At 65.4% G+C, this 14374-nt stretch carries 13 protein-coding genes and 1 tRNA gene; 6 read left to right on the top strand and 8 right to left on the bottom strand.

Annotation, left to right across the window (positions count from 1 at the left end; all coding sequences use genetic code 11):
• Window positions 1–49: 49 nt before the first annotated feature.
• Window positions 50–979 (bottom strand): TauD/TfdA dioxygenase family protein, encoded by a 930-nt coding sequence (locus ACOGXC_RS09620; RefSeq protein ID WP_419917980.1) that lies wholly within the window; start codon window positions 977–979, stop codon window positions 50–52.
• A gap of 123 nt (window positions 980–1102) precedes the next feature.
• Here ACOGXC_RS09620 and ACOGXC_RS09615 point away from each other — a divergent pair, with 123 nt between their 5' ends.
• From ACOGXC_RS09615 to ACOGXC_RS09605, 3 genes are all read left to right on the top strand, one after another.
• On the top strand, window positions 1103–1966 hold the full coding sequence (locus ACOGXC_RS09615; protein ID WP_419917979.1) for an SMP-30/gluconolactonase/LRE family protein: 864 nt from the start codon (window positions 1103–1105) through the stop codon (window positions 1964–1966).
• Between the two features lie 117 nt (window positions 1967–2083).
• Window positions 2084–3001, top strand: coding sequence for an SDR family NAD(P)-dependent oxidoreductase (locus ACOGXC_RS09610; protein ID WP_419917978.1), 918 nt, complete (start codon window positions 2084–2086; stop codon window positions 2999–3001).
• A 37-nt stretch (window positions 3002–3038) separates the two neighbouring features.
• Window positions 3039–4268, top strand: a complete 1230-nt coding sequence (locus ACOGXC_RS09605) for a cytochrome P450 (protein ID WP_419917977.1) — start codon at window positions 3039–3041, stop codon at window positions 4266–4268.
• 86 nt (window positions 4269–4354) lie between these two features.
• On the opposite strand, the gene ACOGXC_RS09600 is transcribed toward ACOGXC_RS09605, so the two are convergent.
• The 6 genes from ACOGXC_RS09600 to ACOGXC_RS09575 form a co-directional block, all read right to left on the bottom strand.
• Complete coding sequence (locus ACOGXC_RS09600) at window positions 4355–4771, bottom strand: type II toxin-antitoxin system VapC family toxin (RefSeq protein WP_419917976.1); 417 nt, start codon at window positions 4769–4771, stop codon at window positions 4355–4357.
• Entirely contained in the window at window positions 4768–5016 is a 249-nt protein-coding gene (locus tag ACOGXC_RS09595) for a CopG family transcriptional regulator (protein ID WP_419917975.1), read from the bottom strand. Before ACOGXC_RS09595 ends, ACOGXC_RS09600 begins: the two co-directional genes overlap by 4 nt.
• A gap of 195 nt (window positions 5017–5211) precedes the next feature.
• Window positions 5212–5297: transfer RNA gene (locus tag ACOGXC_RS09590), tRNA-Leu, on the bottom strand.
• Between the two features lie 49 nt (window positions 5298–5346).
• Window positions 5347–6555, bottom strand: a complete 1209-nt coding sequence (locus ACOGXC_RS09585) for an amidohydrolase family protein (RefSeq protein ID WP_419917974.1) — start codon at window positions 6553–6555, stop codon at window positions 5347–5349.
• Between the two features lie 108 nt (window positions 6556–6663).
• On the bottom strand, window positions 6664–8562 hold the full coding sequence (locus tag ACOGXC_RS09580; protein WP_419917973.1) for an AMP-binding protein: 1899 nt from the start codon (window positions 8560–8562) through the stop codon (window positions 6664–6666).
• A gap of 122 nt (window positions 8563–8684) precedes the next feature.
• Window positions 8685–10091, bottom strand: coding sequence for a serine hydrolase (locus ACOGXC_RS09575; protein WP_419917972.1), 1407 nt, complete (start codon window positions 10089–10091; stop codon window positions 8685–8687).
• 23 nt (window positions 10092–10114) lie between these two features.
• On the opposite strand from ACOGXC_RS09575, the gene ACOGXC_RS09570 reads away from it, so the two are divergent.
• From ACOGXC_RS09570 to ACOGXC_RS09560, 3 genes are all read left to right on the top strand, one after another.
• Complete coding sequence (locus ACOGXC_RS09570; protein ID WP_419917971.1) at window positions 10115–10585, top strand: hypothetical protein; 471 nt, start codon at window positions 10115–10117, stop codon at window positions 10583–10585.
• Window positions 10586–10687: 102 nt separating this feature from the next.
• Complete coding sequence (locus tag ACOGXC_RS09565; protein WP_419917970.1) at window positions 10688–12019, top strand: acyl-CoA dehydrogenase family protein; 1332 nt, start codon at window positions 10688–10690, stop codon at window positions 12017–12019.
• A complete protein-coding gene (locus tag ACOGXC_RS09560) occupies window positions 12019–13305 on the top strand; it encodes an ABC transporter substrate-binding protein (protein WP_419917969.1) in 1287 nt (428 codons plus the stop codon). Before ACOGXC_RS09565 ends, ACOGXC_RS09560 begins: the two co-directional genes overlap by 1 nt.
• Before the next feature lie 69 nt (window positions 13306–13374).
• Here ACOGXC_RS09560 and ACOGXC_RS09555 read toward each other — a convergent pair whose 3' ends face one another.
• Entirely contained in the window at window positions 13375–14364 is a 990-nt protein-coding gene (locus tag ACOGXC_RS09555; protein WP_419917968.1) for a D-isomer specific 2-hydroxyacid dehydrogenase family protein, read from the bottom strand.
• Window positions 14365–14374 lie beyond the last annotated feature (10 nt).

Genomic DNA, 14374 nt, shown 5'->3' with positions numbered 1-14374 from the left:
AGGTCACCCCGGTCGGGTGAGTGGGGTTGGGTCACCCCGGTTTTGCTTTTTACCGGGGTTGGTGGTGGGAGTTCTTGGGTCGGTAGGGCACGGACGGGTCGAAATAGGGGCGGTCGCCGTCAACGGTGCAGCGGCGCACCTCGCGAACCTCGGGGTAGTGGTCGGCCACGCCCCTGTGGTTGGTGGAGCGCTCGTCCCAGATGGCCAGGTCGCCCTCGGACCACGACCATCGGCAGCAGAAACGGGGTTGGTCGATGTGGCGGGTCAAGAAGTCCAGCAGGGCTGCGCTCTCGGCCTGATTCAGCCCCACCACGTACTGGTGGAAGTTGGTGGCCAGATAAAGCGCCCGCCGCCCGGTCTCGGGATGGGTTCGCACCAGCGGGTGGTTCACCCCGGGATAGGCCTCCCGCAACCGGGGAACCAAGTCCCAGCTTCCCGACTTCTCAGCCATGCTGGTGCAGAACTGCGGGTAGTTGGAGTGGCGCAGCTCCCAGCCATTCACCATTTCCCGCATGGGTGCCGATAAGGCATCGTAGGCCGAAGTGGTGCTGCACCACATGGTGTCACCCCCGTAAGGGGGCACCACGGTGGCTTGCAGGAACGCAATCTTGGGGGGCACCTGGATCCAGGTAACGTCGGTGTGCCAGTTGTCGGTGGTCGGAGGGCTGTCGGCATCGTCGCGGATTACCGAGGTGGAGGGCTTGGTGGCACCCATGATGGCCGAAAGCGGGTAAATGCTGGGCGAACCCCAGCGGGCCGCCAGTTCCAACTGGGCATCGGCGCTCATCGGCACGTTGCGGAAGATGATCACCTCGTGGCGGAGCAACGCCTCGTGGATCTCGGCGAACTGCTGGTCGGTGAGATCGTCGCGGGGATCGACCCCGGACACAATCGCTCCCAGCGAACCCCCGATCCGATCCACCTGGATGGTGTCGTAGCGCTCCTCGTTGTCGATGCCGGCAGCAACGGTGATGCTCATGGCGGTATTGTGCCAGATTGTTGTCGATCCGGCTGGTTAGGAGTAACCCGATGCGTGTGATCTTGGACGGTCTCAACTTCTCGGAGGTTGTCTTCGTGGAAATTGGTGGAACGGATTCTTAGGATGCGCACGGTCTTGGACGGTCTCAACTTCTCGGAGGGCCCCCGGTGGCGCGACGGGGCACTGTGGTTCTCCGACATGCATGCCCACAGGGTGATCCGCACCGACCTGGAGGGCAACTCCGAGACGGTGGCAGTAGTGGACCGGGACGACCCGTCGGGGTTGGGTTGGCTGCCCGACGGGCGGATGCTGGTGGTGGCCATGGGCACCCAGAAGCTGTTGCGCCAGGAGCCCGATGGCTCGATGGTGGAGCACGCCGATCTGTCCCCCCTGGCCATTGGGGATATAAACGACATGATCGTGCGGGCCGACGGCACCGCCTACGTAGGCGACATGGGGGCTCGCATCCATGATGGGGGCGAGCGGCGCACCGCCCAGACCTTGAGGGTGGCTCCGGACGGCTCGGTGGGCGTGGGGGCCGGCGGGTTGGAAGCCCCCAACGGCCATGTCCTCACCCCTGACGAGACCACCCTGATCGTGGCCGAGAGCGCGGCTTTTTGTCTCACCGCTTTCGACGTGGCCGCTGATGGCACCCTGTCGAATCGGCGCACCTTCGCCGATCTGGTGCCGGAGTCCGAAGACGTACCGGTGGCCCCGCCCGACGGCATCTGCCTGGATGCGGAGGGGGCGGTGTGGGTGGCCGATCCCCTGGGCCTTCGGGTGTTTCGGGTGCTTGCCGGCGGCGAGGTCACCGACTCCTACGACATGGCCCCCAAAGTACCTGTGGCCTGTGTGCTGGGGGCCCAGGATCGCCGCACCCTGCTCATCTGTGCCGCCGACGACTGGAGGCGAGAGGTGGTGACCGCCTCAACCACCGGTGCCATCTACGCCACCGAGGTGACGGTGCCGGGCGCGGGCAAGCCTTAATGGTCCTGCTTGTTGAGGCTGCTCGTTGTAGTGGGGCGCGAACCCTGGGGCGCGGGCAAGCCTTGACGGTCCTGCTGCTTTGGGCTGCGGCTATATTTTCTCGGGGAGGCGATGGTCATGTCTGAGCGGGCCTGTGAAGGCAAAGTGGCGCTGGTAACCGGGGCCAGCAAGGGGGGTACCGGAACGGCCATTGCCCTGCGCCTGGCTGCCGAAGGGGCCCGGGTGGCGATAACGGCTCGCGACGAGAAGGGCCTGGCCGCCACCAGGGAGCGGATCGAGTCGTTCGGCGGGCAGTGCCTGGTGCTCCCTTCCGACCTCAGTGATCCATCCGGGGCCCGCACCGAGCTGGTTCCGAGGACAACGGAGGTGTTCGGTCCCATCGACCTGCTGGTGAACAACGCGGCCATGAACGGCTACCGGCCATTCGAGGAGGTCACCCCCAAGCAGTTGGAGCTGAGCCTGCAAGTGAACCTGTGGGCCCCCTGGGAGCTGATGAAGGCCGTCGTGGGGGGTATGCGGGAGCGGGGCAGTGGGTCGATTCTGAACATCACCACCATGTCTGCCGAGTTGCCGCCCGGACCCCCGTTTCCCTCCAGCAAGCCCTCCAAGGCCGGGTTCGTGTACGGGGCCCCCAAGGCGGCGCTGAACAAGCTGACCGTGTCGGCAGCCAGCGAGTGCGAGGGCCAGGGGGTGTCGGTGAACGCCCTCACCCCCCAGGCCGCCATTGCCACCCCCGCCCTGGTGGAAGCCGGGTGGATCGACGAGGTGATGTACGAGCCCTTGGAGACCATGGCCGAAGCCGCCCTGGTCTTGCTCACCGGCGACCCGAATGCCCTCACCGGACGAATCGCGTACAGCTTGCAACTGCTGGTGGAGCTGAACCGGCCGGTGCGTGACCTCAGGGGGAAGGCACTGGTGCAGGGTTGGCAGCCGGAGGATCTTCCCGCGGTGATTGCCCGCCAGGAAGCCAATCTGGCCAATCGGGGCTGGCCCGATGCCTACACCTTCGGTCGGGTCAACAGCCCCAGCCCCTGAGGTTCACCGGTCGATCAAAAACGGAGGAAGTACTGCGATGACTGACCAAGCGTCACCCCGGCCGGCCGGGGACGGCCCCTACTACGACCCCTACGATTTCGATATCGATGCCGATCCGCACCCGGTGTGGAAGCGGCTGCGGGACGAGTGCCCGCTCTATTACAACGAGCAGCACGATTTCTGGGCGCTCAGCCGGTGGGACGATGTTGAGGCCGGTCTCAAGGATCACCATCGGTTGATCTCCGGCAGGGGCACCGTCCTCGAGTTTCTCAAGGCGGGGGTGGAGATGCCCCCGGGCATGATCCTGTTCGACGATCCGCCTCGCCATGGGGTGTACCGGGGGCTGCTGTCGCGAGTGTTCACTCCCAAGCGGATGAACTCCATCGAGCCCCAGGTGCGCCGGTATTGCTCCAAAGCGCTGGACGACCTTCGGGGGGCCGAACGTTTCGATGTGATCGAGGCGCTGGGAGCACCGATGCCCATGAGGGTGATCGGCATGCTGCTGGGCATCCCCGAGACCGACCAGCAGGCGATTCGTGATCGGATCGACAGCGGCCTGAAGCTGGAATCGGGAGAGATGCCCAATGCAGCCGCCGCGCAGAGCATTTCCGTTGCCGCGGCCGAGGGGAGCTACGGCGAGTACCTGGACTGGCGGGCGAAGAACCCGTCCGACGATGTGATGACCCAGCTCATCCAGGCGGAGTTCGAGGACCACACCGGGGTTACCCGGAGGCTGTCCCGGGAGGAGATCCTCGGTTACATCACCCTGCTGTCGGGGGCGGGAAACGAGACCACCACCAAGCTGATCGGCTGGACGATGCTGCTGCTGGGTCAAGATCCCGACCAGCGCCGGGAGATCGTCGCCGATCCCGCGCTCGTACCCAACACCATTGAGGAGGCGCTACGGTACGAGGCCCCCTCCCCGGTGCAGGCTCGTTACGTCAACGAGAACATCGAGTATCACGGCACGGTTGTCCCGAAGGGCAGCGCCATCCTCCTGCTCAACGGCTCGGCCAACCGCGACCACCGCCGATGGGGTGAGAGCGCCGATGAGTTCGACATCCATCGCCCGATTCACCACCACCTCTCGTTCGGCTACGGCCTGCACTTCTGCCTGGGTGCCGCCCTGGCCCGCCTCGAGGCCCGGGTCGCGCTCGACGAGATGCTCAAACGCTTCCCCGACTGGACCGTAAATCTCGAGCAGTCGGAGCAGGCTCACACCTCCACAGTGCGAGGCTGGGACAAGCTAATGCTCGCCATCGGCTGAGAGGCTTCCCAACAATGTAAGAGGGCTAATTGCATATGTTTGGATGCATGGAATATTCATCGAAGTTCAAGGCTGCCTGCCGGAGGCTATCTGTGGACCGTAAAGCTCATGCGTCGGTCACGGCCGAATCTGAAGATCGAGTAGTCCCGGTCGAAAGAAATGGCCTCATGGATTCCGAGGCGCTGCATTAGCGACCAACTTGTACGATCAACAATCGAGAATTGCTGGTCCCGGAATTCATCGTGGATTTGGCTGGCAACTTCAAGATCGGAGAGCGTGGCCATTTCCACTAGGGCCTGGCCGTTCCTGATTGCCTTAACAAGTGTTTCAGCAACATCTGTTCCTAGTCGCCTGGCTGTCAGGTGCCATGTTTCAATCAGAACGTGATCGCTGGTCAGCAGGCTTCCCTGGAATCTTTGCAACAAAGTTTTGGATCGGTGGTGGTTGGTGTCGCCAGCATCCGCTGCTGCATACCAGACCGAGGTATCGACGAAGACAGTCACCGCGTTCGTTGCATCCAGTGAGCCTCGATCGCCTCGCTGATTGCCGAATAGCCCTCTGTGCCGAGGTCGCTTCCGCTGGAATTTCCAAGCCCGAAAATGGTGGAAATGTCGGCCTGGGTGCCGGGACTGGCGAGATCGCGCTCAATGAGGCACCGGATGTACTCGGCCATGCTTATGCCCAACTCAGCGGCCTTTCGCTTTACGCTCGCGTGCTGTTCAGGTTCAAGAGCTATTTGAGTACGCATAATGATGAAGCGTACATGACACTACATCATAACAGCAAACATTAATGCATGATCAATCTAGGCAGGCTCTTCGCGTTTAAGCGGGGAGGGGGTGAGGGCCTCGCGGATTCTTGTGGAGGTTGGATGAACGAAGCACGGCGGTCCGGATCCTCTCACCCTCAAGCAGATTTGACTCCCCCGTTACTACTGTCCGGGTGCCCGGGGTGGGATTCGAACCCACACGTCTCCTTGGAGACTGGGGGGTTTAAGCCCCCTGCGTCTGCCTATTCCGCCACCCGGGCCCGTTCCCAAGGTATCGGGACTGGCCGGTGAAAGTGGGCTTATTTCGAGCTACTTGCCCCAGAAGGCGGGCGAGGTGGCATCGGATGGGACCTCGGCCAGGGGTTCGGCGATCTCGGCCACGGTAGGACCGTGCTCGGCGGCCAGGGGGGCCAGGGCATCCAGATCGAAGCCGTACACCTCGGCGGCATTGCCGGCCAGGATCCGGCGCATGGACTCCTCGCTGCGGTCGTGCAGGGCGTAGCGGATGCCCTCCCTGCTGTAGGGGTAGGTGCCCTCCACATGGGGATAGTCCGAGCCCCACATAACCTTGTGGTCGCCCACCCGGTCCAATAGGCGCATCTCGTTGGGGCCGGGGAAGCTGATGCCTATCCAGATGTTGCGGTCGAAGTAGAAGCTGGGCCTCTCGGCCAGCACCGATTTGCTGGAGAAGCCCAGCTCGCCGGTACGCCCGGTTCTGGCCATCTGGTCGTGCAGCCCATCGAGGCGGCGCAGGATGTCGGGCACCCAGCCGAAGCCCTGCTCGGTGAACACCGCCTTGAGGGTGGGGAATCGCTCGAACACCCCGCCCATGATCAGGTGCCACATGGACCGGTTGGAAAAGAACGGGGTCTCGATCACGAACATCGGTCCGGCGGCGGGGGAATCGCCGTAGTCGGGCATGCCGGTGCCCCCCGAGTGCAGGGTCATCACCACCCCGTGCTCCTCGCAGGCGGCCCACACCGGGTCGTACCGGGGGTGGAACAGCGGAGGCAGCTCGGAGTTGGGGGCGATGCTGGGAATCAGCGCCCCGCCCCGCAGGTTGTGCTCGGCGATCCAGGCCACATCGGCCACCGCCTCGTCGATGTCGTTCAGGAAGATCTGGCCGATACCGGCCCGGCGTTCGGGGTAATCGGCGCAGAAGTCGGCCAGCCACCGGTTGTGGGCCCGGATACCGGCCAGGCGGCGGGGGAGGTCCTCGGCGGTGGGTTGGGGGGCGATGAGAGTGCCGGTGGGGAAGAAGGGGGGCACGGTGTTGGGGAAGGTGATCTCGGCCACCACCCCGTCGCCGTGCTGCTCGGAGATGCGGCGGTCGTTGTCCCAGTTGCGGGATCGGCCGTCGTCTTGAAGATCGCGGAACGGGTTGCGGTACTTGCCCCGCCAGGCGTCGAACTCATCGTGCCAGCTCGATTCCAGGTACTCCCGGTAGGTGGAGTGGTTGGCTCCGGCGTGGCAGTCGGAGGAGATGATCGTGTAACGGTCTGCGGTGGTGGTGCTCACGGGCCCCAGGCTACCGGCCCGACCGTGGTGTTGCGCATGGGGCCAGGAGCTGGTCGCGGGCCCCGCTGGGTTCTGATCGGCTGCCGCTCTACCTTCGAGCGGCGGCGCTCAGGGGGCCAGGAGCTGGTCGCGAACCTGGCGTTTCAGGTACTTGCCGGAGGCATTGCGGGGCAGGGGGGTTTCGAGGAACCAGATGTGGGCGGGCACCTTGAAAGCGGCCAGCCGCTCCAAGAGGTGGGCCCGCAGGTCGCCGCCGTCCAGGTCGGCTCCGGCGCGCAGCACCACCGCGGCACCGGGAACCTCTCCGAGGCGCTCATCGGGCACCGCGAACACGATGGCCTCCTCGACGGCATCGTGCTGGTAGATGGCGTTCTCCACCTCGGCGCAGGCGATGTTCTCGCCGCCCCGGATCACCAGATCCTTGGCCCGATCGACGATGGAGATGAAGCCGTCCTCATCAATGGTCGCGATGTCGCCGGTATGCAGCCAGCCGCCGATGATGGTCTCGGCGGTGGCCTCGGGCTTGTTGAGGTATCCCCGGATGACGATGGGTGACCGCACCAGCAGTTCTCCCGGCCGGCCGGGGGGAAGTTCAACCCCGAGGTTGTCCACCACCCGGGCCTCCACGGTTGGTAGCGGCCGGCCCACCGTGGTGGGTTTGTCCCGGTATATCCGGCCTATGTTCATGGTGACCACCCCGCTGGTCTCGGTCAGGCCGTACCCGGTGCCGGGGTTGCCGCTGGGGATGGTTCGGGAGATCCTGTCCACCAGGTCGGGGTGCAACGGCGAACCACCACCACCCAGCGAGCCCAGGCTGGAGGTGTCGTAGCGGTCGAAGTCGGGATGCAGCACTATCTCCCGGGACATGGCCGGCACCGCCGCCAGGGTGCTGGGCCGCTCGGCATCGATCAGTCTCAGGGCCTCGGTGGCATCCCAGCGGTACATGAGCACCAGCTTGCCGCCCACCACGGTTGTGGGGTGCATGTAGCAGTTGCATCCGGTGACGTGGAACAGCGGCACGCACACCAGGCCGGCCGGTTGATCCCTCCGGTTCCGGGTAACAGCCTCCTTTTCGTTGGGTCCAGCGGTGCCATGGGGGTCCTGCATGCGAGCGATGTTGCGGTTCCGGGGGGCGGGCCCCTTTTGGTTGAGCCTGCCCAGGGCGGCCGAGTAGAAGCCCATGTTCATCACGTTGTGTACCGCAGCCCGATGGGTCATCACCGCCCCCTTGGGGAAACCGGTGGTGCCCGAGGTGTAGAACACGCACAGGTCGTCATCGGGCTCCAGTGCCACTGCGGGGGTGTCCTGAGGATCGGGATCGGCCACCGTTTCGGCCCAGCGGGTCACACCATCGGGCAGCGCCCCATCGGGCAGCGCCCCATCGGGCAGCGCCCCATCGGGCAGCGCCCCATCGGGCAGCGCCCCATCGGGCAGCGCCCCATCGGGCAGCGCCCCATCGGGCAGCGCCCCATCGGGCAGCGCCCCATCGGGCAGCGCCCCGCCGTGTCGGGTCACGATCACCGGGATATCCGGTAGGGAATCCAGCGTTCTCAGCCGTTCCCAGCGCTCGCCGTCCACCACCAGAACCGCCGGGTCGCTGTCGTCCAGCCCGTAGGCCATCTCCGTAGCCGTCCACCAGGCGTTCATACCCACCACCACTGCGCCCATCGACACCGCCGCCCAGTAGGCCACGATCCACTCCGGATAGTTGCGCATGGAGATGGCCACCCGGTCGCTTCGGCCCACTCCGGCGGTGCCGGCCAGCCACGCGGCCAGGGCCTTGACCTGCCGGTGGACCTCGCTGTATGACAGGCGCTCGTCGCCGAACACCAGGTAGTCGGCATCCTTGTAGGCAGCAGTGCCGGTGAACAGGTCCCTCAGCGAGTCGGGAGCGTTGTCGAATACCCGCATGGGCACCCCATTGATGTCGCGCACCGACCAGGCAAAGGGGGCCCCCGGTGCGGTGAGCTGCGCGGCGGCCTCGTTCCAGTCGTCGGCCAGGGTCAAATCATTCCCGCTCTCGGTATGGGCGCAACGTTAATCCTCTGCTCTCGGTATGGGCGCAACGCTATTCCTCTGCTCTCGGTGTGGGCGCAACGCTAATTCAATGCCGTGAGTAGTGGATATGGTTACAAATCCCAACTCTGGATCACGATCTTGGTCAGAGCATCTGCCAGCTCGCCAAGACCGGGATCGGCCGGCAGCACGTTGGACGACACCGCTATCGCCAGGTCGAGTTCCGGGAGGTACACCACCTTGCTGCTGAATCCCGGGACACCGCCCCCGTGGCTGAGAGCGTTGCGGCCCCCCACGACCTCCATGCCTACGCCCAGCCCGTAGCCGGGGTTGACCCCCGGAGTGGTCATCTCGGTCCGGATCTCGTCGCTGACCAACCCGCCGGTGAACAGTCCCCGGAAAAGGTGCGGTACGTCCCCGATCCGGGCCTCCATCCCCCCTCCGGTCCAACCGGCCGATTGCAGGAACTCCTGGGGGTAGCTCAGTGTGGCGATGTAGTCGGCCCCCTTGAATGTGTGACGGGCCTCGTCGGGCACATCGCTGAGCGCATCGAACGCGGCGGCCAGGATGCCCCCGTTGTAGCTGTTGACCACCATCTGGGGCGGAAACTCGCCGGGTGGCAGGTAGGTGTGTTCCACACCCAGAGGATCCAGTATGCGGGACCGGATCTCGGCATGGGCGGTGTTGCCGGTTACCGCCTCGATGACCATTCCGGCGATCACATGGCCGGTGGTGCTGTAGTTGTACTCGGTGCCCAGCTCGGCCACCGGTCCGTAGCGGGTGGAGAATCGCACGATCTCCTCGGGGGAGATGGGCACATTCAGCCGTGCGGAGGCCAAAACGAAGAAGCCCGGATCAAAGGCGTACTCCACGAACCCGGCGGTGTGGCCCATGAGATGCCGCAGCGTTATTTGGGGGCCGTACTCGTAGTCCCCGTACCAGTCCTCGCCCAGGTAAGCGGTGACCGGGGTGTCCAGGTCGAGGATCCCCTCATCAACCAGCGACAGTACTGCGACGGTCGTGACCGGTTTGGTTATGGAGCCGATGCGGACGTAGTCGTCGGGGGTTATGGGGTCGCCGGTGTCCAGATCCCGTACCCCCCAGCCGAAAGCCCACGACTTGTCATCGCCCATGGTCACGGCCATTACCAAGCCGGGGGCTCGGGCTTGATCCATCCAGCCGGCCACTGCATCCTCGATGGCTCCGATGTCCAACCCCGAGGGGTGAGACCCAGGTTCGGTCTCGGGTTCGGGCGTAGGGGTGATTTCGGGTGCGGCGGTGGGTGTGGGTTCGGGTGCGGCGGTCGGTTCGGGTGCGGCGGTGGGTGTGGGTTCGGGTGCGGCGGTCGGTTCGGGTGCGGCGGTCTCGGGTTCGGGTGCGGCGGTCTCGGTGACCTCAACCGGTGGGGATGTCCGTGGGGTCGGCTCGGCTGTCTCCCCACTGTCGCTGCTGCAACCCCCAACCAGCAGGGCCCACAGGAGCAGCGCTACGAACAGTCCGGTCGTCGACAATCGTCTCATGGTCTCAGAGGCTACGCTGCCGTATGGCCAATGTGCGCTTCAACCACATGGAGTTGACCCTGCCGCTGGGAACCCTGACCGACGATTACCGGGCCGAGGTGCGCGAGTTCTACGGCGATGTGTTCGGGTGGACGGCAACCGACACCCGGATCCTCAAGCAGACCGCGCTGCTTTTGTCCACCGATCCGGCCACCAGCCAGTTCATCCTTCTGGCCGAGCACAAGCAGCCCATGGCCCCGCCACCGTTCGACCACCTCGGCGTGCTCATGGATACCCGGGACGAGGTGGACACGGTGCTGGCCCGCTGCGAGGCCTGGCAGGAGAAGGATCCCCGGGTTGAGATCAAGAGGTACCAAGACCTGGTGATGCCCACAGTGACCGTTCATGCTTTTTACGTTCGCCACCTGCTGCCCATCCATTTGGACGTGCAATGCCTGGAGCGACCCGAGGGGGTAGCGGCACCATCGGGTCGCTGGGTCTGGGTCGAGGACTGAAACCGCCGGTAACCCTTCAGCCTGCCGCCGTGGATTTCGGCGACACGAGCAACGCCGCTGCGCGGGTGCTGGCAGCACCGGTGTTCCGATTAGCCTGGTACCGTGGATTTCGGCGACACCCCCGCAGAGGCGGCGTTTCGGGCTGAGGTTCGGGCCTGGTTGGAGGCCAACGCACCGGCCAAGGGCTCGCCGGAGGCATTCGACGGTATGAGCAGCCCGGGCCAGAGTGCGCTCCAGGAGGAGGAACTGGCCGGGCGGGCCCGCCGCTGGCAGGCCAAGCTGGCTGCCGAGGGTTGGGCCTGCCTGGACTGGCCTCCGGAGTACGGGGGAAGGGGTGCCTCCACGGTACAAACCATCATCTTCGAGGAGGAGCAGAGCCGGTACGGCGTGTCGATGTCCATGTTCATGGCGGCGCTGTCCATGGCCGCCCCCACTCTCATGGCGTGGGGCACCGGTGAGCAGAAGCAGCGGTTCCTGGCCCCCATACGCCGGGGGGAGATGGTGTTCGCCCAACTGTTCAGCGAACCCGACGCCGGCTCCGATCTGGCCGGGTTGCAGACCAGGGCCGTGCGGGACGGAGACGAGTTCGTGGTCAACGGCCAGAAGGTGTGGAACTCCTACGCCCACCTGGCCGACTGGGGCATCCTTTTGGCCCGTACCGATCCGGATGTACCCAAGCACCAGGGGCTCACCTATTTCTTCGTGAGGATGGATACCGAGGGACTGGAACCGCGGCCGCTGCGCCAGATGACCGGAGGGGCCGAGTTCAACGAGACATTCTTCGAGGATGTGCGGATCCCGGCGGAGAACGTGATCGGTGGGGTCAACAATGGCTGGGCCGTGGCGCAAACCACCCTCAACAGCGAGCGGGCCGCGGTGGGGGCACAGTCGTCGGTGGTCGATGTGGTTGCGCTCACCAGCCTGGCTCGGAGCCGGGGCCGAACCACCGACCCCGTGGTTCGCCAGGCCCTGGCCGGGGCTTGGATCCGGTCGGAGGTGCTTCGCTATCTGGGCATGCGGGTGTACACCGCGCTGAGCCGGGGTACCGAGATCGGGCCGGAGGCATCGATCATGAAGATCCTGACCGGGGATCACATTCGAGACACCAGCCAGGTGGCCATGGAGGTTTTGGGACCGTGGGGGATGTTGAGCGAGGCTGGTTCCTACCGGCGCGACCAGGGCGAGGGGGAGCGGTTGGGACCGTCGGGGATGATTAACGAGGCTGGTTCCTACCAGGGCGAGGGGGAGGTGTTGGGACCGTCGGGGATGGTGAACGGCGACGGCTGGGTGTCGATGATGGTAAGCCATTTCGCTCACAAGATCGGCGGCGGCACTCCTGAGATTCAGCGAAACGTGATCGGTGAGCGCATTCTGGGCCTGCCCCGCGAGCCGAGAGCGGACAAAGGTATTCCCTTCCGCGAACTCAAAGGGTGATGCGAGCGCCTAAAGCCCGGTTGGCCCGGCTGGTCCGGCTGGCGGTGGTGGTGCTGCTGGTTTGTTCGGGGTGTGGCCTGTTCAGCCAGGGCACGGTGGTGAGCCGGGCCCCCGCCGCCGATGATGCCGACCAGCAACCTCAGGAGGCATCTCCCATACCCATAGCCACTCCCGACGGGAAGCCGCTGCCCGATGATGCCATCGTGATAGGGGCCCTGATGGCATCCACCGGGCTCTTGGCTGTTTATGACGAGCCTGCTCTTGTTGCCGCTCGGATCAGGATCGATGCCCTGAATGAGGCCGGCGGTTTGCTGGGGCGGCCGGTGGTCCTGCGCCTCATCGACAGCCATACCGAGATGTCCTCGATACGAAACGGGGCCGAGCAACTGTTGCTGGACGGTGTGGACATGGTGCTGATGACATGCGATGCCGCCTTCGCCGTCCCGGCCCTGGACGTGCTTGAAGGCTCAGGAACCCTGGTGATAAGCCCCTGCGGGACCGATGATTCGTGGATCACCGGAGAGTTGGGTGAACGGGTCTTCTCCATGGCTACTCCGGCCGGCACCGAAGCGATGATCCTGGTTGAATTGCTGGCCGATCGGGGGTTCGGGACCGCCGCGGTGGTGATTGATCGCACCAGCACCGAAGCGGTGTCCGTGTGCGAGCAGTTCAAGCGGGAGTTCGAGAGCACGGGAGGCCGGGTGGTCGGTTTTTACCGCTACCATTCCAGCTCCCCCTGGTTGCTGGATCCCATCCTGGGGGGGCTGGCCGACCGCAATCCCGAGGCCATCGTGTTCTGCGGAACCCGGCTGGTGGCTCCCGAGATACTGACCCCGATTCGCGCCGCGGGGATCGTCCAGCCCATCTTCGCCAACTCCACCATGGACGGCGACTTCTGGATAGGTCGGGTTTCCGGGGTTGGGGACTTCACCATGCTGTCGTATGCCTCGGTTTTCCAGGATACCCCTGACCCCAGCCCCGCGGTCCGGGAATTGCTGGCCGAATACCTAGCCGTTACCGGGCACCGGGCCAACGATGGCCGGGTGGTGACCGGGGCCGATGCCATCGAAGCCTACGCGCGGGCGGTGAAGAGGGCCGGAACCACCGAGCCCGGGGCGGTGGCCGGCGAATTGGAACGGTTCGACGGTGAGGAACTGGCCGCCGGCCCCACCACCTTCGGTCCCGGTGTCCACGCTGCGGTGGGTCGCCCCATGCGAATCATCACCCTCCAGGGTCCCTACGCCCGCTACCAACGCATCCTCGTCCCCCCGTCCTTGTCCGAGTAGCTCAGTAGCCCAGGTTGATGTTGATGGGGCCGAGTAGTTCAGTAGCCCAGGTTGATGGGGCCGAGTAGCTCAGTAGCCCAGGTCGATGTCGATGGGGCCGAGTAGATCTTCTCCGGCGGCGTAGCGGCGAACGTTCTCGGTGACTCGGTGGGCGAGCAGCTTCAGCCCCATTTCGGGGGTGTTGCCCACGTGGGGGGTGATGAGACAGTTGTCCAGCCCCCAGAGGGGGTGACCGTCGGGGAGGGGTTCGGGGTCGGTCACATCCAGGGCCGCGCCACCGATGGTTCCGGCGGTCAGGGCCCCGGTCAGATCGCCGGTGACCACGTGGCCGCCCCGCCCCACGTTGATGAGCCAGGCGTGGGGTTGCATGGCCTCAAGCGTGCCGGCGTTGATGATACCGGCGGTTTCGGGGGTCAGGGCCAGGGCCACCACCACCAGATCGGCATCCCCCAGCACATCGGGCAGGTTTCGGGGGCCGACCACCCTGTCGGCACCGGACATGGGCACCGGGTGGCGGCGCATCACCGTTACCGGGCAGTCCCATGGGGCCAGCAGCCGGATCAGTGACTCGGTGATTCCTCCGCCGCCCAGAACGGTCACCCGGGCCCCGAACAGGTTACGCCCCACCGGTGGCATCCAGCCCCGGGCCCGGGCGTATGCCCCCATCCCCCGCAGGCCGGCCAGGGCCAGCATCAGAACGTGCTCGGCCACCGGCTCGGCGTAGACCCCCTTGCCGCAGGTCCATAGGTGGTCACCGTCGAGCAAATGGATCAGGTTCTCTACACCGGCGTAAGGAAGCTGCACCCACTTGATGCTCGGCCCGGCCGCCAGCACCGCAGGCAACAGGTCAAAGGCCGCCGGCTCGGCCCAGATCAGGGCCTCGGCCTCTGCGGGAGCCACCACATGGCCGCCACCGGCCAGCACCGCATCAACCAGCGCCGGTTGCCGCCAGCATTCGGGTTCAACTGCGATGTTTGGCCGGCCTTGTCCGGTTGCCGGTCCACCCCCATGTTGGCCAGGCCGGCATTCGGGCTCCACCGTGATGTTTGGCCGACCCATACCTTTGGGT

This window comes from Candidatus Poriferisocius sp., from assembly GCF_965202595.1.
GTDB lineage: Bacteria > Actinomycetota > Acidimicrobiia > Acidimicrobiales > Bin134 > Poriferisocius.
This window is presented reverse-complemented; position numbering and strand designations above follow the sequence as displayed.